Below are 22,288 nucleotides of genomic sequence, written 5' to 3'. Positions count from 1 at the left end.
TAAACAACAGGTTACGCTTATGAAAATTCTGCTGGTAGAAGATGACACAATTACAGTCAGTTTGCTTACCCAAGCGCTGAACTCTCACAATTACAATGTGAATGCGGCAGCAGACGGTGAAACAGCCTTGCAGTTGGTGCAGGCATACGATTACGACCTGATTGTTTTGGATGTGCTGATTCCTAAACTCGACGGCATTAGTTTGTGTCGGAAACTGCGATCGTCCGGCTGCCAAATGCCGATTTTACTGCTAACAGCGCTAGATAGCAGCAACGATCGAGTCCAAGGTTTAGAAGCGGGTGCAGACGATTATGTGGTCAAACCCTTTAATCTTGAAGAATTAATCGCTAGAATTCGGGCTTTGCTGCGCCGGGGCAAGGCAACTTTGTCGAGTACAAATTTGACCTGGGAAAAACTGCAAGTCAACCCGGACACTACGGAAGTAACTTATGGGGAAAAAGTGCTGCACTTGACTCCCAAAGAGTACAATTTGCTAGAACTTTTCCTGAGAAATCCCCGGCGCATTTTCAGCCGCAGCGCCATCCTCGATCGCATTTGGTCTGCCGGCGAATTTCCTCAGGAAGAAGCCGTTACCGCTCACATCAAGGGGCTGCGGCAGAAGCTGAAAGCAGCCGGGATGACTGTAGATTTAGTGGAAACCGTGTATGGATTGGGCTATCGGCTCAAAAGTCTGCCGGAGGATATTGAGAACCAAAAAGTTGTGCAGGAAACGGCAAAAACTGCTAAAACTCCAGAGACTTTATCTGCTGAATCTAGCGGGTCTAGCGGGGAATCAAACAATGACGAACGCCGCCTCAAAGTCATGACTGTGGTTGCCCAAATGCGGGGGAATTTAAAAGCTAATTTTATAGAGAAAGTGGCGATATTCGACCGCGCGATCGCTCAACTGAAAAGCGGAACCTTGGAGGGCGAACTGCGCCAGGAAGCCCAGGCTCAAGCTCACAAATTAGTCGGTTCTTTGGGAACTTTAGGGCTGCCCAAAGGTTCGGAAGTTGCGCGCAAAATAGAACATTTGTTCAAGGCTGAAAACATCTTAAAACCGGAGACGGCTCAGCAAATTGAGGGATTTCTGGATAAGCTCAAACAAATATTCGATCGCCCGTCGCCCGAACCAGAAGGCGATTGGGTTCCTGCGGTTTCCCAAAAGCGCCGAATGCTGATTGTTGATGATGATACTTTGGGCAGCGATCGACTGAAAATAGTAGCATCCGGTTCCGACTTTCAGATAGAAGTCGCCAACTCTCCGCAAGCGGCAAGAAATGCGATTTCTCAACAGCCTCCCGACGCGATTTTACTGGATTTGACATTTTCCAGAACTCAGGAAAACGGACTTTCTCTCCTAGCCGAACTCCGCAGTGAAAAGCCCGAAATTCCGGTGATGGTTTTTAGCGGGCACAATCAATTGAGCGATCGAATAGAAGTTGCTCGTTTGGGAGCTTCGGGCTTTTTACACAAATCTATGCCCCCAGCAGATATACTCAAAGCAGTCGCCCAACTACTAGACCAGACGGGTCCTGCTGAAGCTAAAGTTATGGTGGTAGACGATGACGTGCATCTATTGGCTGCACTGCAAGTGATTCTAAAACCTTGGGGATTTCAAGTAACAACATTGGACGATCCCGAAAAGTTCTGGGAGGTACTCGAAATGACTTGTCCGGATTTGCTAATTTTAGATGTGGAGATGCCCGGTTACAGCGGTATCGAGCTGTGTTTGGCAGTGCGCAACGATTTGCGCTGGAGCAAGCTCCCCGTGCTATTTTTGACGGCTCATTCCGAGTCGGAAACAGTCCGCCAAATGTTTGTCGCAGGTGCTGACGACTACGTGAACAAGCCGATCGTCAAACCGGAATTAATTGCTCGCCTCCTGAATCGTTTGGAGCGAACTCAACTGAGAAATAGACTGGCTCAGGCACAGCGTTAATCCCATTTTACATTTAACAAATTAAATAATTAACAAATTGAAGCATTGGGAATGACTGATGAGATCTGGGTTTCGAGCACTGACTTACAGTTGTATTCTTGTTTTAAACTGGTATAACTAGGAGGAAATATGCAGTGCGTGTCCGAAATAGATCGGGAAGCCTTAGCCAAGACTTGGGATGGTTTGATTGTGTAATTCGGACTCGGTGGCGTTGATTGATGTTTGCCCGTCATCAAGAATATAGACTAATTTAGAGAAGTATTAATCAGATGAAAGCAATGGTATTGCCCTCAGACACAGGCACTCTCAATAACAGCGACTGCGAAATAATTTACGATCCGGCTTCGATTCAACCTCACGGCATGCTTTTGGTTCTGGAATCTCCTGTGTGGAAAATTTTGCAAGTTAGCAACAATACTTTTGAGGAACTCGGCATTTACCCCGAAGAACTTTTGGGCAAATTTTTACATGAATTTGTCGAGGCTGAGGAAATTGAGGCTATAGAAAAAGCTTTATTTGAAAACAGTCATCACTCTAACGATCTCAGATTATCCTTCAAAAGTCAAAACCGCCAGTCTTTTTTTCATGGAACGCTGCATCAATCTAGTTCAGCATTAATTGTTGAATTAGAGTCGGTTGTTTCCCCAACAGCTAGCGATAGTTTTAATTGCTATCATTTAGTCCAAGAGCCGATCGACAAAATCCACAAAACACCCAACCTGCAAGTGCTGTGTCAGACAGCAGTTGAAGAAGTGCGGAGGATGATCGGTTTCGATCGAGCGATCGTCTATCAATTTGATACCACCGGTGCGGGGGAAGTTGTCGCCGAAGACAAAGTAGAAAGTTTGGCTCCTTTATTGGGACTGCACTATCCGGCTACCGATATTCCTCCCCAGGCAAGAAAGCTGTTCAACATGAATTTAATTCGGTTTATTCCCGATATTAACTGTCAGCCGATAGAACTAATTCCTCACTGCAATCCGCTGACAGGTCGCCCCCTGAATCTGGGCTTCTCTTTGTTGAGAGCCGTTTCCCCTTGCCATGTTCAATATCTCAAGAACATGAACATTGGTGCTAGCATGACCCTGACATTAATCAAAGATCGAAAACTCTGGGGATTGATCGCCTGTCACCACCCAACACGAAAGTATGTCAACTACGAAACAAGAAAGGCTTGCGAACTGCTAGCAAAGTTTGTGAATCTAGAACTTAGCTACAAACAAGATAGCGAAAATTGGGAATATGCAATTTATTTAAAAGAAAATTGCCATAACTTTATCACCAAAATTCCTCAATCACACTGGTTTGTAGAAGGTTTACTTAAATCCGGAGATGAATTGCTGACCTTAGTGGGCGCTACCGGTGGAGTTGTGTGTACCAATGAAAGTTTAACAACCATCGGTAAAACCCCGGAATTGCTAGAAATCAAAAACTTAATTGCTTGGATAAAAACTCAAATAAATAATGATATTTTTCATACAGATTCTCTCTCAAAACTGTATCCGCCCTCCCAGAATTTTAAAGAATTTGCTAGCGGTTTGCTGGTACTTGCCCTGTCCGAAATGCAAAATTATTACATTTTGTGGTTCCGTCCAGAAACAATTCAAACTGTCAACTGGGCCGGCAAACCAGACGGGGAAATTGAAGTTAAACCGGATGGCAGCCGGCCGCTGTCTCCTCGCAATTCCTTTGACTTGTGGCAAGAAACTGTGAGGTTAAAATCTTTGCCTTGGCAGCGGTGCGAAATCGAAATAGCCCGAGAACTCCGAGTTGCTATTACTAGCATGGAGTTGCGGAAAACAAATCAGCAGCTTAACTTAGCTTTGTCCGCTACCAAAATTGGATTTTGGGACTGGGACTTGCAGAAAAATCGCATTGTTTGGTCGAGGGAACACGAAGAGTTATTTGGGTTGGACCCGGGGACTTTTGCCGGAACTTATCAAATGTTTGTAGCTTGCGTTCACCCAGAAGATTTAAACAGTATTCAGAATGCTATAAATCAGGCGATCGCCCAGCGATCAGATTACTATCACGAATACCGCGTGGTTTGGCCCGACGGCAGCATTCACTGGATTGAGGGGAAAGGTAAGTTTTTTTACAATGAAGCAGGCGATGCAGTGCGGATGGTGGGGACAGTTACAGAAATTACCGATCGCAAAGCTAGAGAATTACAGTTGCGCCTGTTGGAATCAGCAGTCACCACCACTAACGACGCCGTGTTAATTACCGAAGCTGAACCGATTAACGAACCGGGCCCGCGAATTCTTTATGTCAACCCAGCTTTCACGCGGATGACCGGCTATACGCTAGAAGAAGTTGTGGGTAAAACGCCGCGAATCTTGCAAGGACAAAAAACAGACCGCGCCAGTCTCGATCGAATTCGGACAGCTTTGGAAACCTGGCAGCCGCTGCGAGTTGACACGATCAATTACCGCAAAGACGGGACTGAATTTTGGGTAGAAATGAGCATTGTGCCTATAGCGGACAAAAATGGTGAGTTTACCCACTGGGTATCAGTGCACCGGGATATTAGCGATCGCAAACTTGCTGAAGCCACCCTCCAACAGCTCAACGAACGGTTAGAAATGCGAGTTTTGCAGCGAACCAGAGAACTAGAAAGCTCTCAAGCAGAACTGCGGGAAAGCGAAGCTTTATTTCGCTCTCTGAGCGAGAGTTCCCCCGTCGGCATTTTCAAAATCGATGCTGAGGGGAAATGTACCTATACAAATCCCCGCTGTCAAGCAATTGGCGGCTTCACACCGGCAGCCGCTTTAGGAAACGGCTGGATGCGGTTTGTTCACCGCGAAGACATCAAACTAATTCTATCTAAGTGGTCCCAATCGCAATCGCTAGATGAGAAATTTTCTTGCGAATTCCGCCACATCCAGCGAGACGGAACAATCCGGTTTTGCCGGCTTAAAACAGCTCCGATTTTTTCCGACAGAACTCAACTAATCGGTCACGTCGGCACAGTCACAGATATCACAGAAAGTCGGGCAATTGAAAAAATGAAAAATGAGTTTATTTCCATTGTCAGCCACGAACTGCGAACGCCGCTTGCCTCAATTCGCGGTTCTTTAGGTTTGCTGGCGGCTGGGGTACTGAAAAATCGACCGGAAACTGCCAAACAGATGTTAGAAATTGCGTCTAGCGATACCGAACGGCTAGTGCGTTTGGTCAACGATATTCTCGACTTAGAGCGGCTCGATTCGAGCCAAGTTACCCTCGTCAAGCAGTGGTGCGATGTACAGATTTTGATCCGGAAGTCTGCGGAAGCTTTGCTGTCCATGGCTGCTGAGAATAACATTAATTTGTCGATTTTGCCCGAAACGGCAAAAATTTGGGCTGACCCCGACAGGATCGTTCAACTGCTGGTAAATTTGTTGAGCAATGCGATTAAATTCTCGGCTCCGGGAGGTACAGTAACTGTCAGGGCCCAAGATTTGGGCGATCGGATTTTATTTGAAGTCAAAGATCGAGGCCGGGGGATTCCTGCTGATAAACTAGAAACTATCTTTGGACGGTTTCAACAGGTCGATGCTTCGGACTCCCGCCAAAAAGGAGGTACGGGTTTGGGTTTGGCTATCTGTCGCAGCATCGTGCAGCAGCACGGCGGTCGAATTTGGGCCGAAAGTGTTGTCTCAGAAGGCAGCAGTTTCTATTTCACAGTGCCTGCACCGTTGGAAGGCGAAGGGGGCCAAAGTTTGGAGTTTTGAGATTGCTTTCATTAAGAGAATGCGAAAGTTAACCTTCCTCGCAACGCAAGCCGGGAGTATGAGTTTGGGAGGATGATATTTCGATTTTTGTGTTCTCGATTTAAGTAGGTGAGCGGCAAAATATAGCAACCGTTCCCGACGATTATGACGTTTTTAATTGCTGAAACTCTTAATTTTCTTGCTTTTTCCTGCTGCTATATCTGTGAATAAAGCGGGTTGATGAGCCAGGGTGCATAAGTCCTTTTTCAGTTGACCATTATTAATTTAAAATTTGAGTTTTAATTATGACAGCAAAGCGCATTTTGGTAATCGATGATGAAAAAAACCTCTGCAGCGTGATTCAGGCCTGTCTGGAACATTTAGGCGGCTGGACGGTACTGAGCGCACTCAGCAGTAGCGAAGGAAAGCTTTTAGCTGAAACTCAACTCCCTGACGCTATTCTGCTAGATGTGATGATGCCGGATATGGACGGAGTTGCTCTGTTTAGTTTGCTGCAAAACAATGCGCCTACTCGGGGGATTCCGGTGATTTTCCTGACGGCTAAGGTGCAGGCGATGGATTTGAGCGAATTTGCTGATTTGGGGGTAGCAGGGGTGATTGCAAAGCCTTTCGATCCTTTGAGTTTGGCACAGCAAGTGGCGGAAATTCTGGGTTGGGAACCGTTGCTTTAAACTGGGATAAAATGCGATCGGGTGATTTGTTATACCACTTCAAAAAAGTTTGGCTGCAATTATCTCTCTTATACCAATTATTAAAAGTCCCATATCTCTCTAATGACAAGACATTACCGTTTGCCTACAGATGCTCGGTTACAATATATATGTAGCTCTCTTTTACCGAAGTGGTATTGCTTTAAACCCTGATTCCTTAGAAGTTCCAGATCTCGCCTCATGGACTCGGGGTTTTTTGTTTCTCGCAAAGTCGATCGGCTACTAACATATTTACACGCAGAATAAATGCTGTATAAGTTACGCAGACTTGCCTCAAGAAATCGGGTTTTTTAACCCGAGATCGGAGATGCAGCGAAGTTTTTGGTCAACAACCCGATTTGTGCTAATCCAGCAGTTACCCGCGCTTGTCTCAGAAACCGGGTTTTTTAACCCGCACTCGCGAATGCAGCCAAGTTTTTTAGTAAAAACCCCGCTTTCTGCGTAAGAGTTGCAGTTTGTGCTTCGGCCAAAGTATATTCATCAAAAAAAATGATTTTCTTCATAATTTCCTCATATTTTTTAGATAATCTTTACTTCAAGCTCTTGAGTTGAAAGTCGATCGCACTCTCAGCAGCAGCCCGCTGGCAAACAACAAACTTGTTGTCAGAGAGGTTCCGGTCAGTAACTGTACTTTCTATTAAGTGGTGCGACAGCACAACCAACCTGAATAAGTCAGGAGTTACGCACTGTATACCAAACAAACCGGGTTTTTTCACCTGGAAAAACCTGGTTTCTGTGCAATTAATTTAAGTGTTGGCAGGAGAAATAAATGATAAAAAAATCAATAACTGAGGATGTGATTTGCGCTCTCGAACAACACCACAAAAATAAGTCGCTCATTTTGTCAAGAGCCAAACTCGCAATTATTGCTAACAAGCCAAACCAAGTCTGAGTAAGTTTTTGAAAGAGTGTGGAGATTTTTCAAATGTCAGATCAGCTATCTTCTAAAGGTAACAACAAAATTCTGTGCTATTACGCAAATGTTACCAGCCTAACTCAGGTAGTTCGGATTGAAAACATTCCTAATTGGTACTTTGAAAGAGTGATGTTTCCGGGACAGCGACTGATGTTTGAAGCTGCTGCTGAAGCAGTATTAGAAATTCACACTGGTGCGGTGGCAAGTGCTATTTTATCGGACAAAATTCCCTGCTACGTGCTGCGGGTTATAGAAGAGGTAAGTTCCGAGAGCGAGCTGGTGATTCCCGAAGAACGATTTGCGCTATTAGCGCGCTAAGATTCAGCAGAAATCACATGAGATCGAGATCGGCAACAAAAATATTAGTTAACGAGTGTTGAGGGACGGGGAAAATGCAGAAAAATCTTGTCAATATTACCTTAGCTGTAGTCACAGAGGAAGTAGAAATTATCTTGGAGTCTTATCCGACGCATCCCTACCAACAAGCTTTTTCGCCCTCGGGCTTGCGGCAGGATTTAATTGCTTACGTGCTGAGCCGAGTTCCTAATAGATATACTGCGATCGACTCCGGCGAGTCGGTGTCACACCAAACAGTCCAGGTTCGCTGTTCTTCAGAGCAGTTGCTGCACATAGAAAATTTGATTCATTCTGGCATTCGCGACCTGCTGCACAGCTATCAGAAGATAGATTACCGCCTTCCTGAACAAGTTAAATTCGGTTCGAGAGTTGCTACTTGGTTTTGATAGTTTGTCGTAATTGAGGGAGATGGTGATGGCAGCATCTCACTTTTGTAAAAAGCGTTTTTTAGGAGTTTTCGCTGTCAGAGCACAGCACAGCCAGACATATAGGCTGTGCCGTGCTCGCAGCGAACACTCCTGTGAAAGATCGTTCAAGACTTTTGGTAATCGCAGCAGCGATCGCACGGGCCATTGGGATTGACAGCACAGCGCAGAATTTCCGATCGAGCATTAAAGCGGCAGCTAGCATCTCCGATAACCCAGATGCCGCTTACAAAAGTTCTTTCCCTCGGCGGTGCGGCAGACTGCACGTACAGGGCAATTTTTTGCAATCGGTAGCGGCCGGATTTGAGTTGATAGCGGTGGTGGCGTTCCAAGACAGCGTAGGTTTCTCCCTCTAAATCTAGATAGTTCCCCGGTTGTGGCGTCCAATCCAGCCGAATGCTACCTAAGGATTGACGGGGGTAAGAGAGAATCACCTCTACGGGTAAAATATTTTGTTCCATGTGGCGGTGCCGCAAGCGAGTACACGCTGATGGTATCGCATTGCGGGACTTGGGGTGGGTTTGGAGTGAGGACTAAAGTCCTGTGATTTTTATGAGGACTGAAGTCCTAACTACAAACCAAACCGCATTGTCGGTCATCAAAATTCCCAAAAATATGCCATTCCTTCCATGATTCCCCAAGCGCAAGCGGAACCAGCTAAATAATGATTTTTAGTGCCACATTCGCGGTGCCATTCTAAGAGTTCGGACAGAGCATTAGCGACGATTACTCCCCGGACATCCTGTTCAAACATATTGATATCATTACCAGAATCCCCGCAAACTAATGTTGCTTCCGATGAAATTTGCAGGCGCTTTTGTAAATAAGTAAGGGCATTGCCTTTATTGCTAGTCTGCGGTAAAATATCTACATCGCGATTGCTGCTAAAAATGATTTGAGCTGCCAGTCCAGATTCAGTTAACTTTTGCTGCAAGGCATCGAGAGTCGAGCTGTTTTCGGCTGCTGGTTCCAGACAATAACTGATTTTCCAAGGATTTTGTTCTTTTACGGATTGGGGTTTAAGCTGGGAAAACTGCTGAGCTAAAGAGGCGATCGCCATTTTATCCCAGTCTTGAGAAAGATATTCCGCCCAATCTAAATCGAGGGTTCCGTCTTGGTAAATTTCGCTGCCTACACCTGCGATCAAATAGTCGGGTTCTAGCAGTTGCTTTTGGGCAATTAATTCGGAAGTTGAAGCATGAGAACGGCCGGTAGCGTAAACCAAACAAATTTGCGATCGCTTTAATTGCAAGCGCTGGTTTATAACTTGAGTTGCTTCGTCATCTCCGACTAGCGTGTTGTCTAAATCTGTAACTAATAAAAACTTCATTTTGGGAATTAGTCAGTAGTCAGTAGTCATTAGTGATTGGAAATCGATCGCTTCGTAAAATAATTTTAACTATTTATAAGAATTTGTTAAACACAACACATTTATAAGCAAGCTTATCGTTTAAGATTGGCCAAATTTAATTTTCAACAAGTGGTGTGAGTGTTGTGGTGAAGAATTTAACCTCCGTTAAAGCTTTTTGGCTGTCTTTCTTGATGTCTGGTGCGGCGGTGCCTTTGGGGCCGATCGCAGCAACAGCTCAAGTTCAGGATACCTCAACTCCAGAAGTTGCGCTAGAAGGTAGTGCCGTCCCTGCGGCTACCTCAGACGCAGCGCTGGCTGCAGGTAAGATTGAGATACCGCAGTTAGCGGCGATAACCGCAGAGACTCACTCAGCAGTCGATCGCCCTTTACCCGAAACAGATATAGCATGGGTGAATCGTGCTTTACCCGAAACAGATACAGCAACAGTCGATCGCCCTTTACCCGAAACAGATACAGCATGGGTGAATCGCGCTTTACCGCAAACAGATATAGCAACAGTCGATCGCCCTTTACCCGAAACAGATAAAGCAACAGAGGATCTCGCAACAACAGCCCCAGAAATAACGGGGGCAATTCGCGAATTGCCCCCCCAGGAGTTAGAAATTGCAAACTCTCCTCAGTCTCAAAACGTTGCTGAAGCCAGCAAAATTGCCGATATCAGCAGCGAGACTGGCACCGCTGATGACCTCAGCATACAAGAAGACGCAGCACAAGTCACCTCTGTTTCTCAACTTTCCGACGTGCGGCCAACAGATTGGGCTTTTCAAGCACTACAATCTCTAGTAGAAAGATACGGCTGCATTGCGGGATATCCAGACGGCACATTCCGAGGCAATCGGGCAATGACTCGCTACGAATTTGCTGCCGGATTAAACGCTTGCTTGGATCAAATTACCAAACAACTTGGCGGTTCTACTGGTAATTTAGTCAGGCGAGAAGATCTACTTGCTTTGCAAAAGTTGCAAGAAGAATTTGCTGCCGAATTAGCTACATTGCGCGGTAGAGTAGACGCTTTAGAAGCTCGAACGGCTGAATTGGAAGCAAATCAATTTTCAACTACTACTAAACTAAACGCATTTGCTTGGTTTAACCTGACTGGAGCTTTTGCGGGCGATAAAGTCCGAGTTGAAGCTACAAGAAATGTGGCTCCGCTCGATCGGGTGGGCGGACGCGATCCGGTGACAAACAGACCAATTGTGCAGAGAGTGGACGACCCAGAAATCACTTTCAGCCAGTTAGTTTGGTTGACCCTCACTACTTCTTTTACAGGGAAAGACGAATTGATTACACAGCTAGCTGTAGGTAACGGCAATTCCCCAGCCAACCAGTTTACTTCGGCGGGTTTTTTCAATACATTCGGCACTCCTTTTCTCGACCAGACTGCGGGAGGAAATCCCAATGAAGTTACCCTGCGGGAACTTTCTTATCGGTTCCCGGTTAGTAACAGCTTGCAAGTAGTAATCGGCCCGAGAATTAATTTCTACCGCTACTTTGACAACAATAACTTTAACTTTTTCGTAGACGGTGCGAGCAGTTTTAATTCTAACAACAGCCCTTTGTTAAGCGCTACCAGACGCGGTGCCGGTGCTTTGGTTTTGTGGGATATCGGTCGCCGATTGAAACTGCGCTTTGGCTATTTGGGCGAGAGTACGGAATTTTTGCCCACTTCCGTGTTTAATTCCGCTTCCAATCCGTCTCAAGGCTTGTTTGGCGGCACAAATACGACTACAGCAGAATTAACATTCAGTCCGAGCGATCGGGCTAATTTGCGATTTCTGTACAGCCGTTCCAACATCCAGCAAATCGGCGGCTTAATTGGATCTCCTAACAGCAAGCCGTTGAACGGTGTGGCAGATGACGGTTTCGGCGGCCGCCTGGGAAATGCGACTGCGAATACTTATAGTTTCAATTTCGATTGGTCAGTCACTCGTCGCTTTGGTCTTTTCGGCCGCTACGGCTACGCCGAAACCAATATATTTCCCAAGACTAACCGACCTGACGGCACGATCAAAAATCAATCTTATCAGTTAGGAGTTGCATTTCCCGATTTGTTCAAACAAGGAGCTTTGCTTACGGTGTCATATTTAGTACCTTTTGACTTTACTGGCGGTCGGAGGTTTCTGGTTTCTGGCGGAGGGAATGGCGGCACGCAGTACGAAATTGAGGCAACTTATTATTTGCCTCTCACCGACCATATTTCGATCGTGCCGGCATTTTATGCGATCGGCAATGCCAATAATTTCGATAACAACCCGACAATTTTTGTGGGCAATTTGCGGACGCAGTTTAGTTTTTAATTCCACGCATGGGAACCCAGAAACCGGGTTTTTTGACGAAAAGATGCGTTAGAGCATCGCACCCAAGGTAAAAAACCCGGTTTCTAAGTATGGGCGGGGCCGGTTTATATAATTTGTCGATAATTCTCAAAAATATAGGCGAACCCGGCCCTACACAATTTAACATCATACAAGTCCGAATCAAACGGACATGACATGAATTGACACACACTCAATAGTTAATCCGTGTATTCGTGTTCATCCGTGTAGTGCCTTTCTGATTCCTTCTACTTAATTGGAATTTCGATGATAAATTCAGTGCCTTTACCTGGTTCCGAGTGACACTGCAATTTGCCGTTGTGTTTTTCAACGACAATTTGGTGCGAAATTGATAAACCTAAACCTGTGCCTTTACCTACGGGTTTGGTGGTAAAAAATGGGTCAAACAAACGCACGATCTGATCTTCGGGAATGCCCGGGCCGTTGTCTTTAATCCGAATACAAATGCTATTGCTATCCATCGTTTCAGTTTGAATCGTAATTGTAGGAAATAGAGGATCTGCTGTATCTTTTGCTTGGCTGCTGCTTTCTTCCAAGGCGTCGATCGCATTGGCCAATACATTCATAAAAACCTGATTTAACAGTCCGGGATGGCATTGTATTTGCGGCAGTTCTCCGTATTTTTTAATCACTTCAATGCCGTGCCAGTTTGCCTTGGCTTTCAGCCGACTGTTCAACATTAATAAGGTACTTTCTAAACCTTCGTGAATGTCGGCAGTCTTGATTTTCGCTTCGTCCGCCCGCGAAAAATTGCGCAGAGTTTGAATAATTTCTACAATTCGCTCGCATCCTATCTGCATCGAATTGAGTAATTTGGGCAGGTCTTCTGCGAGAAATTCTAAGTCTATATCCTCGGCTTGTTGCTGAATTCTGGCGGGGGGATTTGGGTACTCTTCTCGATACACTTGGACGATTTCTAACAAGTCGAGAACGTAGCCTCGGACGTGGCAGAGGTTGCCGGCGACAAAGCCAACAGGGTTGTTAATTTCGTGGGCAATTCCTGCTAGCACTTGTCCGAGGGAAGACATTTTTTCGGTTTGTACTAACTGCATTTGAGTTTGCTGCAATTCGCGCAAAGCTGTTTGCAATTCTTGGGATTTTTGGTGGTCGCGATCGGCAGCGGCGGCCCGTTCTTCCTCGACTCCGATCGCCCCGGCAATAATTCCGATCAGCTTGCAGTCGGCTTCTGTGGGCGCGATCGACTCAGTGTAGAGAACGCACATCGCACCCACGTAATTGTCGCCCAGCCGCACTGCTTGTCCCAGATAGCTGCGCAGTTGGTAGCGGATGACAGCGGGATCGGTTTGGCCGTAGATCGTGTTCTGCAAGTCAGGAATAGCCACAGCCCGATCGCTTCCTTTGCTGCATACGTCGGTGCAGATGTGCCCCTCGGCGCGATCGACCAGCGGGTAGTCGGGCGGCGCTTGCCAAGTCGCGATCGCGCGCAGCAGACCGCCACCGACGCGGCTGTAGATGGCGCAGCTTCCGCCCAAAAGCTCGCCGGCTAAAGATGCCAGCCGCTGGATGTTGTCAGCGGCGTCGGTGGTGAATCCCAAAAAGCACTCGTTAATTTTGCTGAGGCGGTACTCTGCTTGCCTGCGCGCCGTCATGTCGCGGGAGTTGATCACAATTCCGCTCACAGCGGGGTCTGCTAGCAAGTTGATGCCGACGGCTTCGAGAAAACACCAAGAACCGTCAGCGCGCCGGAACCGACCTTCTAGGGCGATCGGATCGCCTGGATTTGCGATCATTTTTTCGCCGTCGGACATCAGCGAGGGAAGGTCGTCAGGGTGGATGAAATCGACGGCAATTTGACGGGCGAGTTCCTCTGGTTCGTAGCCCAAAACTGTTTCTACAGAAGGGCTTGCGTAAACAATGCGACCGCTTTCGTCGAGAATAGTAATGATGTCGGAACTGTTGAGAATCAGCGATCGCCACTTAGCCTCATTTTGCAACAAAGCTGACTCGGCTTGTTTGCGATCGGTAATATCCTCTACCATTTGCAAAATAAACTGCGGCGTTCCCTGACTGCTGTCGATCGCAGAGGCGCTGAGGCGTCCCCACCGGATGCTGCCGTCTTGGCGGAGGTAGCGCTTTTCTATTTGGTAAGCTTCGCGCGACCCCGCGGCCAACTGTTGGCGCAACTCGCGCGAAGCTTGTACGTCTTCCGGGTGCGTGCATTCGTCGAGGCCGACACCCCGCAGTTGAGCTTCCGAGATCCCCAGCATAGCTTGAAATGCCGGATTAGTGGCGATCGCAACACCTTCGAGGGTAGCGACTACCATGCCGATCGCAGCGCGTTCAAAAATTGCCCGAAACCGCTGTTCGCTGTCTCGCAAAGCTGCATCCGCTGCCACTTCCTGGGTGATGTCCCGCCCCGCCACTGCCAAACCTTTGCGCGAACCGTCGGGGTTGAACAGCGGCACTTTCCGCACTTCAAACAAATTGCTGCCGCCTGTGGGCAAGGAGACAATTTGGCGGCTGGAGGTAAGAGTGCCTGCTTGCCAGGTGGTTTCGTCGGTTTCCTGCCAAGTTAGCAGGATTTCTCTGACTCTCGGATCGGCGGCGGCTGCGAGTTCGGCAGTAGTTTTGCCCTGGTAGTCTGCGGTTTCCCAGCCCAATAGTTGGAGGGCGCAGTCGTTGGCAATCAGCCAGCGCCCTTCGCTGTCTGTGAGGTTGATCGCGTCGGGCACGGCGTTAATCGCGGTTTTCAGCCAGTATTCTTGATTTCGCAGGGCTGCTTCGGCTTGTTTGCGATCGGCGATTTCGGCGACTGTTCCTTCGTAGTAAAGGATTTCGCCGCCTGCGCCGCGGACTTCGCGCACGTTTTCCGAGATCCAGGTAGTGCTGCCGTCCCGGCGGCGGACGCAGGACTCAAACTCTTTCAGGGAACCGTTTTTGCTGATTTCTGCCATGAAGGAAGCGCGGCGGGTGCGATCGGCGTAAAGGTTTTTTGCCGAACATTTGGCGATCAGTTCTGACGGGGAATCGTAGCCGTACATTCGGGCGAGTGCCTGGTTGGCGCTGAGGTAGCGCCCGTCTGGGGCGGTTTGAAATATGCCTTCGGTGGCGTTTTCAAAGATGCTGCGGTATTTTGCCTCGGCTTGTTTGAGGGCTTCTTCTGCTTGGAAGCGATCGGTGATATCAGCTTGCACGCCGATGAAGTGGGTGACGATCCCGCTGCTGTCGCGCACCGGCGAGATGGTGAGTTCGTTCCAGAAGGGGGTGCCGTCTTTGCGGTAGTTTTTCAGAACTACTTTGCAGTCATGCTGTTCTTTCAGGGCAGCGCGGATTCGATCGACGGCAGCGCGATCGGTATCCGGGCCTTGCAGGAAGCGGCAGTTCTTCCCGATTATTTCGGTGCGATCGTAGCCTGTAATCCGCTCGAAAGCCCGGTTGCAGTAGACTATGGGCTTGTCCGGCCGGGTAGCGTCCGCGATCGCGATGCCGTTGCTGGTAGCTGCCAGGGCGCGATCGTACAGCCGAAATACTTCTTCTATTAAATTCGGTGTGCCGCCAGTACGAGTCGGCGATAGCGTTTCAGAAGGAATGCTTATATCTATCTGCATGAGTTTCTATAAATTGAGTTTAGTTTATTGTCTATCCCGACTGGCAGCACACCCTAGAGTTTAATAGAATTGCCTATTTTCCGAATGCCCAAGTTAGAAGGCTATTATGCAGGATTTGGGCGGTAAATTCTACCTAAAAAAAATTGGCTTACCTCGTTTTTTTTCCTGCTTCCTTCTGCCTTCAAAGGAATCCTACTTGTTAATTTATAATAGCTTGTCCGGCGATAACTCTATCTTTGGTATGGTTTACTTGGCAGAGTTTATGCGGCTTGCAGGTTGGCAAATTTATTTTTTATAGTGAATAAAAAATCGAGCATCTGGCTAGAGTTAAATATTTTTTTAATTCTTTGTTATTTAAAAAATTTAACCTTTTATGAAAAAAGTCGAGGAAAACTTAATTGTGAACGAACACAGCAAGTTCCGAAATATCGTCGATCGCGAAAGTCGGTTCTAGGGCTAGACACTGAGCGCGATCGCCATATCCGTAAGCCGCCCAACAAACATCTATCCCAGCATTTTTAGCAAACAGCAAATCAATCGCTGTATCGCCAACCATTAAAATTTGACTGTTATCCAGCTCCGGAAACAGCGGTTTAATAATCGAGTGAAAAACAGCCGGGTTTGGTTTCATAATAATTTTTCCGTTGTCACCTACAATTAAATCAAAAAAACTGTAAACTTTCAATTTTTGCAGTAACAAATTCACAAAACTCACGTGTTTGTTGCTAAAAACTCCCATGCTCAATCCAGACTGGCGCGCCAACTGCAAGACTTGCTTAGTTCCGGGAAATAAATCTACCTGCTTTTCACCTTCTGTCCGATAATAAGAGCGGTAAGTTTCAACCCATTCGGGAATTTCGCTTTCCTCGATCGCCGGATGGAGGATTTTAAAACTATTTGGTAAATTGATGCCGATTGTACCTATAATAGTATCAGCAGTAGGCGGGCTAATATTGTTGTTTTCAAAAGTTTTGGTAAAGCAAAAGACAATAGCTTTGTGAGTGATTGCCAAAGTGCCGTCGAAGTCAAAAATAATTAAGTTGTACTGACTCATATTCCTTAAAATTTCTCTCTAGCAACCGCAGATTTCCCTAAAATAATAACATTATTAATCTGTAACTAACCAATTATAAGTATAATTTTTCAACATTCAAGAGGTCAACATGAGTGTCACCGACCAACCAGAAATTATAGCAACAGATTTCCCCGACCACACTCAATTACCAGACTCCGACGGTACTTTTGTGAAAAACTTCCTCAAAGCATACTGTTAACAAAATCAATTCGACCCATTTTAGACCAAATTTATCCCGACGGACAATACTGCATCGGTCAAGATTCCGGTATTTACTGGCGAGTGGCCCTGCCCCCGGAAGCGCCCGAAAGAGGAGCCGAAGCACCTGATTGGTTTTACGCGCCCGACGTGCCGCCAACTCTTGACGGAAATCTTCGCCGCTCCTATGTAATGTGGCAGGAATTAATGCCGCCTCTGATTGTACTTGAATTTGTTTCTGGCGATGGCAGTGAACAAAGAGATAAGACTCCTCGCCAGGGGAAATTCTGGATTTACGAGCGAATAATTCGACCTGCTTTTTACGGCATTTATGAAGTCACAAAAGCACAAGTTGAAGTGTATCATTTGGTAGAGGATCGCTTCGAGTTAGTCCCACAAAATCAGCGCGGACATTACCCGATCGCACAAATAGGAGTGGAATTAGGCATTTGGCAAGGGGTTGATCAGGGCGTAGAACTGCCTTGGCTCCGCTGGTGGGATGCTTCCGGGAATTTGCTGCCGGCCGCCGAGGAACGGGCAGAACAAGCCGAATTGGCTGCTGAAAGAGAACGACAAAGGCGCATAGAAGCTGAATTGCGAATTCAAGCTTTGGAAGCGCGTTTGCGAGAGTTAGAAGGACGGTAATTCGATTTGAGATTTGAGATTTGAGATTTGAGATGGGGGATCAGTGATGATTATCGGGATGGGGTTCTTCATAAGTTATTCCCAATTATTCAATCCTTCAATCAAAAATCTAAATTCCCATCAGTCGCCGATTTCGGTAGGGACACGGCATTGCCCTGTCCCTAGGAATATCATGTGTAAAAACCCGATCGCCTAGCAGCCTCCTCAGAAACGATATAAACATTCATCGGTTATTATCGAAAATTTGCGTATCATAAAACTTCATTAAGATTGTAAGCCTCAATAAACAATAGTAGTATAATAGAGTCAAGAAAGTTTAATAAAAAATTGTTGCGCTCGTTAAAAAATGGAGAGTCTGGATGCAACTAGCAGAGAGGCACATCATTAAATCTACGGAACACCGTTTCACTGAGATTGATGAATTAGCTTTTAAATCCAAGAATCTCTACAATGCCGCTAACTACGTCATTCGTCAGAGTTTTGTCTATGGATGGGGTTACATTAATTACAACGAGATGAACCGTTTAATGAAGTCTCATCAAGCCTACAAGGTTTTGCCAGCCAAGGTCAGTCAACAAATCTTGATGATATTGGACAAGAACTGGAAATCGTTTTTTGAAGCAGTCAAAGCTTACAAAGTTGATTCCTCTAATTTTACGGGTCGCCCGAAACTACCCAAGTACAAAGATAAAGTCAAGGGTAGAAATATTCTTGTCTATACGATTCAGGCGATTAGTAGCAAGCAATTGAAGAAAGGAATTATCAAGCTTTCTGGTACACAAATCTCAATAAGAACCAAAATAAAACCCGATCTAATTTGCCAAGTTAGGCTGGTTCCCAAATGTGATTCCTATGTAATTGAGGTGATTTATAATCAACCGGAGTCCACCGTCGAACAGATTCAAAAAGAAGCCGTAGCTAGTATCGATTTGGGACTAAATAATTTAGTGGCGTTAACTTCAAATCAGTCGGGTTTTACCCCTCTCCTGATTAACGGGCGCCCATTGAAATCGCTCAATCAGTTCTACAACAAGCGTAAGGCACAACTACAATCTGAATTGAAAGGAAGTAGCAAGACATCATCCCGTATTCAACGCCTAACTCGTTGTCGCAATCAAAAAGTCGATAATTACTTACACTCCTCCAGCCGGCTTATCATTAATCTTCTCGTCGCACGAAAGATTGGGACGCTAGTAATTGGAAAAAACATACAATGGAAGAGCGAGATTAGCTTAGGGAAGCAAACCAATCAGAACTTCGTAAGTGTTCCTCATGCCCGATTAATTGAAATGTTGGAATACAAAGCTGAATTGGTGGGAATAACGGTGATTGTGCAAGAAGAATCCTATACTTCTCAATCGAACTTTCTAGCTTTAGACCCAATCCCTGTTTATGAGAAGACTGGCGCTAATGATGTCGCATTTAGTGGCAAGCGAATTAAGAGAGGATTGTATAAAACATCAGTCGGTCAATTAATCAATGCGGATATTAACGGATATTACAATATTTTGAGAAAAGCAATCCCAAATGCGTTTAGCAATGGGATAGGGAGCTGCGTAGTTCAGCCAAGGCGGGTCAATCCGCTTAAAGTAGAAGTGAAAGGGGAGGGACTTAACGCCTCCCATGTCAATAAATGACTATACTTTTACCAGCTATTGCATCACTTTTTGTGTAAGTCCTATGGCACTAATTGTTCAGAAATATGGCGGAACCTCGGTTGGTACAGTCGATCGCATTTTGGAGGTAGCCAGACGAGTTGTAAAAACAGCACAGCTTGGCAACTCTCTGGTTGTCGTACTTTCAGCGATGGGCAAAACCACCGACGGTTTAGTTAAACTCGCCAAGGAAATTTCCGCAAATCCCAACAAGCGGGAAATGGATATGTTGCTTTCCACTGGGGAACAAGTCTCGATCGCACTTTTGAGCATGGCATTGCAGGAAATGGGACAGCCCGCAATTTCCCTCACCGGCGCCCAAGTCGGCATTGTCACCGAAGCCGCCCACACCCGCGCCCGGATTTTGCGAATTGACCCGAATCGGCTGGAGAGTCAGTTAAAAAGCGGTAAAGTCGTTGTGGTTGCCGGTTTTCAAGGCATAGCCGATGCCGGAGAATTGGAAATTACCACCTTGGGGCGCGGCGGTTCCGACACAACCGCAGTTGCCCTGGCGGCAGCGCTGCGGGCTGACAGGTGCGAAATTTATACTGACGTGCCCGGAATTCTGACTACTGATCCGCGCTTGGTTGCCGACGCGCAATTGATGGACGAAATCACCTGCGACGAAATGCTGGAATTGGCGAGTTTGGGCGCAAAAGTCCTCCACCCGCGCGCGGTAGAAATTGCCAAGAATTACGGCGTGCCGCTGGTAGTGCTTTCTAGCTGGAGTGACGCCCCCGGTACGCGGGTAGTGTCCCCGCCCGCGCAACCCCGGCCTTTGGAGGGCTTGGAACTCGCAAAAGCGGTGGATGCGGTGGAATTTGACTTAGATCAGGCGGGGGTGTCGCTGTTGCGTTTGCCCGATCGCCCCGGCGTAGCAGCGCGGTTGTTTGGTGCGATCGCGCAACAAAACCTCGATGTAGACTTAATTATCCAGTCAATTCACGAAGGAAATACTAACGATATTGCCTTTACAGTGAGGCGAAATTCCCTCAATCAAGCTGTCGCCGTTGCAGATGCGATCGTGCCCGCCCTCGGCAAGAATTCTCGCCCAGAATTGGGAGAACCGGAAGTGAAAGCAGAAGAAAAGCCGATCGCTAAAGTTAGCATTGCGGGTGCGGGAATGATCGGGCGTCCGAGGGTAGCGGCCCAGATGTTTAAGACTTTAGCGGATGCGGGAATTAACATTCAAATGATTTCCACTTCCGAGGTAAAAGTTAGTTGTGCGATCGATGCCGAAGATTGCGATCGGGCCGTTGCCGAACTCTGCAAAACATTTGATGTTGCCAACTCCCCTATTGGGCTGCGTTCATCCTCCCACAAACCGCCCGCAGTCCGCGCCGTTGCGTTGGATCTCAATCAAGCGCGTCTAGCAATTCGCCAATTGCCCGATCGACCCGGAGTAGCAGCAAAACTGTTCGGACTTTTAGCCGAGGAAAATATCAGCGTAGATACAATCATTCAGTCGCAGCGCTGTCACAATATTGACGGCATATTAACTCGCGACATTGCATTTACCGTAGCACAAATTGACGCCGAAGCTGCTAAAAACGCCCTCCAAAAAGCCGCCCCCGAATTTGGATGGGGCGAAGTAGCAGTCGATACACAAATAGCCAAAGTTAGCGTCGTCGGTTCCGGGATGGTAGCGCATCCGGGAGTAGCGGCAAAGATGTTTGAAGCGCTTTCCCGCCAGCAAATCAACATTCAAATGATTGCCACTTCCGAGATTAAAATTAGCTGCGTTGTGGATGAAGGACAAGGAGTAACTGCTTTGAAAGCAATTCACGCAGCCTTTGAACTTGCCGGCACCGAAAGAATCCAAGTTCCAGCTTAAGACAGGTTTGTAATCGGGAATTAAGATTGCGTCCGATCGGTGCTTGTATGGCGGTTTTCGGTAGGGACACGGCAGTGCCGTGTCCTTGCAAATATCGCGGACACAGCAGTGCTGTATCCCTACAAATATATTCGGATTTGGACACCGTACTGCCGTGTTCATACAGATATCGATCGACAGTCAACATCGGAGTTTTGAGTGCAATTTTCTCAGCATGAGGCTGTGTTAAAATGAAACTGGCGATCGAATTAAGGAATTTAATCTTACTCCTGTATTAGTAGAGTCCGTCAGAACCAAAATCCTCGATCGTCGCTCTCTACACCCGTCTGACGCACCTTACAAGTCGATGGGAGTGGCACACTTGCGTAAGTGCTGTTAGAAAAGAGCAACCTGTAAATATTCATTTATTTCTCTTGGCAATCCCTTCATTTCATCATACAATAAATTTTGACTTAATATTTCTTTCGCAATTGCCTCCACCACCAGTACACAAACCGAGTTCCCAATTTGCTTGTAACTTTCCCCTGCACTAGGATAACTCTTAAAATCTTCAGGAAAACCCATAAGACGGTAACATTCCTTCAGCGTCAACTTTCTCACCATATCTTGCTCAGGAATGTAGATAAAAAACCTGCCAGATGTTTCTTGCGAAGGAATGGTGGGATGCACTCCATCTACCGAATAAATGCGATTAGGCTGTCTGTGAACTCTCGATAAATGTTCTGTATTCGGCCTCACGCCAGTTTTCCAAGTACCTTTATTTCTGTAACCTACAAACAAAAGTCCCGAATCTTGCTTTCTCGGATAATCAATTAAAGTATACTCGGATTTATCCACTATTTCAAAATTACCTGTCTTGTCTAGAAATTCCCTGAGTTTTGGAGTCACCTGGGTTTTAAGCCGAGAAAAATTGAATGGTTTACCTTTAGTTGCAATAATAAATATTCTTTCACGATGTTGAGGAATTCCAAAGTCTTTAGCATTCAGCATTTTGTAATTCACGCTGTATCCCAAATCTTCAAGACTGGCAATAATTACTTGTAAGGTATTTCCCTTGTCGTGATGGATTAAGTGCTTGACATTTTCGAGAACGATAACTTTCGGCTGCTTGATTTTGATAATTTTACAAATCTCGAAAAACAGCGTGCCTCTAGTATCTTCAAAACCGAGCTTTTTGCCGCAGATGCTAAAAGGTTGGCACGGAAACCCGGCGACTAAAATATCAAAGTCTTCTAACTCGACGGGATTAACTTTACTGATATCTCCAAAAGGAACCTCACCGAAATTTTCCGTGTAAACTTGTCGGCATTTGCTGTTAATTTCGCAGGAAAAAACGCATTTAAAGCCGATTTTTTCAAACCCTTGTCTGAAACCTCCTATTCCTGAAAACAAATCTATAAATTTCATTTTGGCTCAGCTTTAACACAAACAAATCATCTATACAATAATAACCGATTTTGCATCCTAGATAAGTGAGCAATGGCTAAAAAAACAGAATTCCCCGATCCCAGACTTCTTGAAGAAGTCCGTGATATAAC

Annotated in this window: 14 protein-coding genes and 1 pseudogene; 9 read left to right on the top strand and 6 right to left on the bottom strand. The window is 46.3% G+C overall.

The window, feature by feature from the left end; genetic code table 11:
- Window positions 1–19 precede the first annotated feature (19 nt).
- The 3 genes from QUB30_RS20540 to QUB30_RS20530 all read left to right on the top strand — a co-directional run bounded on the left by QUB30_RS20540 (window position 20) and on the right by QUB30_RS20530 (window position 6,329).
- Window positions 20–1,942, top strand: coding sequence for a response regulator (locus tag QUB30_RS20540; RefSeq protein ID WP_333336917.1), 1,923 nt, complete (start codon window positions 20–22; stop codon window positions 1,940–1,942).
- 269 nt (window positions 1,943–2,211) lie between these two features.
- A complete protein-coding gene (locus tag QUB30_RS20535) occupies window positions 2,212–5,658 on the top strand; it encodes a PAS domain S-box protein (protein ID WP_333336915.1) in 3,447 nt (1,148 codons plus the stop codon).
- A gap of 284 nt (window positions 5,659–5,942) precedes the next feature.
- Window positions 5,943–6,329, top strand: coding sequence for a response regulator (locus QUB30_RS20530; protein WP_333336914.1), 387 nt, complete (start codon window positions 5,943–5,945; stop codon window positions 6,327–6,329).
- Between the two features lie 569 nt (window positions 6,330–6,898).
- Here the strand turns inward: QUB30_RS20530 and QUB30_RS20525 are convergent.
- A complete protein-coding gene (locus QUB30_RS20525; protein WP_333336912.1) occupies window positions 6,899–7,084 on the bottom strand; it encodes a hypothetical protein in 186 nt (61 codons plus the stop codon).
- Window positions 7,085–7,293: 209 nt separating this feature from the next.
- Between QUB30_RS20525 and QUB30_RS20520 the strand changes: the two genes are divergently transcribed.
- Both QUB30_RS20520 and QUB30_RS20515 read left to right on the top strand, forming a co-directional pair.
- Window positions 7,294–7,602, top strand: a complete 309-nt coding sequence (locus QUB30_RS20520; protein WP_333336910.1) for a DUF1830 domain-containing protein — start codon at window positions 7,294–7,296, stop codon at window positions 7,600–7,602.
- Between the two features lie 74 nt (window positions 7,603–7,676).
- Window positions 7,677–8,027, top strand: a complete 351-nt coding sequence (locus tag QUB30_RS20515; protein ID WP_333336908.1) for a late competence development ComFB family protein — start codon at window positions 7,677–7,679, stop codon at window positions 8,025–8,027.
- 146 nt (window positions 8,028–8,173) lie between these two features.
- Here QUB30_RS20515 and QUB30_RS20510 read toward each other — a convergent pair whose 3' ends face one another.
- Together QUB30_RS20510 and QUB30_RS20505 are read right to left on the bottom strand one after the other, a co-directional pair.
- On the bottom strand, window positions 8,174–8,527 hold the full coding sequence (locus QUB30_RS20510) for a DUF6464 family protein (RefSeq protein WP_333336907.1): 354 nt from the start codon (window positions 8,525–8,527) through the stop codon (window positions 8,174–8,176).
- A 137-nt stretch (window positions 8,528–8,664) separates the two neighbouring features.
- A complete protein-coding gene (locus QUB30_RS20505; protein ID WP_333336904.1) occupies window positions 8,665–9,396 on the bottom strand; it encodes a sucrose-phosphate phosphatase in 732 nt (243 codons plus the stop codon).
- Between the two features lie 164 nt (window positions 9,397–9,560).
- Between QUB30_RS20505 and QUB30_RS20500 the strand changes: the two genes are divergently transcribed.
- Window positions 9,561–11,735: an iron uptake porin gene (locus tag QUB30_RS20500; RefSeq protein ID WP_445300525.1), complete on the top strand. Its 2,175-nt coding sequence runs from the start codon at window positions 9,561–9,563 to the stop codon at window positions 11,733–11,735.
- Window positions 11,736–12,001: 266 nt separating this feature from the next.
- Here QUB30_RS20500 and QUB30_RS20495 read toward each other — a convergent pair whose 3' ends face one another.
- Window positions 12,002–15,343 (bottom strand): PAS domain S-box protein, encoded by a 3,342-nt coding sequence (locus QUB30_RS20495; RefSeq protein WP_333336900.1) that lies wholly within the window; start codon window positions 15,341–15,343, stop codon window positions 12,002–12,004.
- Window positions 15,344–15,737: 394 nt separating this feature from the next.
- Complete coding sequence (locus QUB30_RS20490; protein WP_333336898.1) at window positions 15,738–16,397, bottom strand: HAD family hydrolase; 660 nt, start codon at window positions 16,395–16,397, stop codon at window positions 15,738–15,740.
- Between the two features lie 109 nt (window positions 16,398–16,506).
- Between QUB30_RS20490 and QUB30_RS20485 the strand changes: the two are divergent.
- From QUB30_RS20485 to QUB30_RS20475, 3 genes and pseudogenes are all read left to right on the top strand, one after another.
- Window positions 16,507–17,261: pseudogene (locus QUB30_RS20485) on the top strand (Uma2 family endonuclease).
- A 359-nt stretch (window positions 17,262–17,620) separates the two neighbouring features.
- Window positions 17,621–18,898, top strand: coding sequence for a transposase (locus QUB30_RS20480; protein WP_333336896.1), 1,278 nt, complete (start codon window positions 17,621–17,623; stop codon window positions 18,896–18,898).
- A 43-nt stretch (window positions 18,899–18,941) separates the two neighbouring features.
- Complete coding sequence (locus QUB30_RS20475; RefSeq protein WP_333336894.1) at window positions 18,942–20,750, top strand: aspartate kinase; 1,809 nt, start codon at window positions 18,942–18,944, stop codon at window positions 20,748–20,750.
- Window positions 20,751–21,125: 375 nt separating this feature from the next.
- On the opposite strand, the gene QUB30_RS20470 is transcribed toward QUB30_RS20475, so the two are convergent.
- Window positions 21,126–22,157 carry a DNA (cytosine-5-)-methyltransferase gene (locus QUB30_RS20470; RefSeq protein ID WP_333336892.1) on the bottom strand — a complete coding sequence of 344 codons (1,032 nt, stop codon included), beginning with the start codon at window positions 22,155–22,157 and terminating at the stop codon, window positions 21,126–21,128.
- Window positions 22,158–22,288 lie beyond the last annotated feature (131 nt).

The organism is Microcoleus sp. BROC3 (genome assembly GCF_036702515.1).
Classification (GTDB): Bacteria; Cyanobacteriota; Cyanobacteriia; order Cyanobacteriales; family Microcoleaceae; genus Microcoleus.
This window is presented reverse-complemented; position numbering and strand designations above follow the sequence as displayed.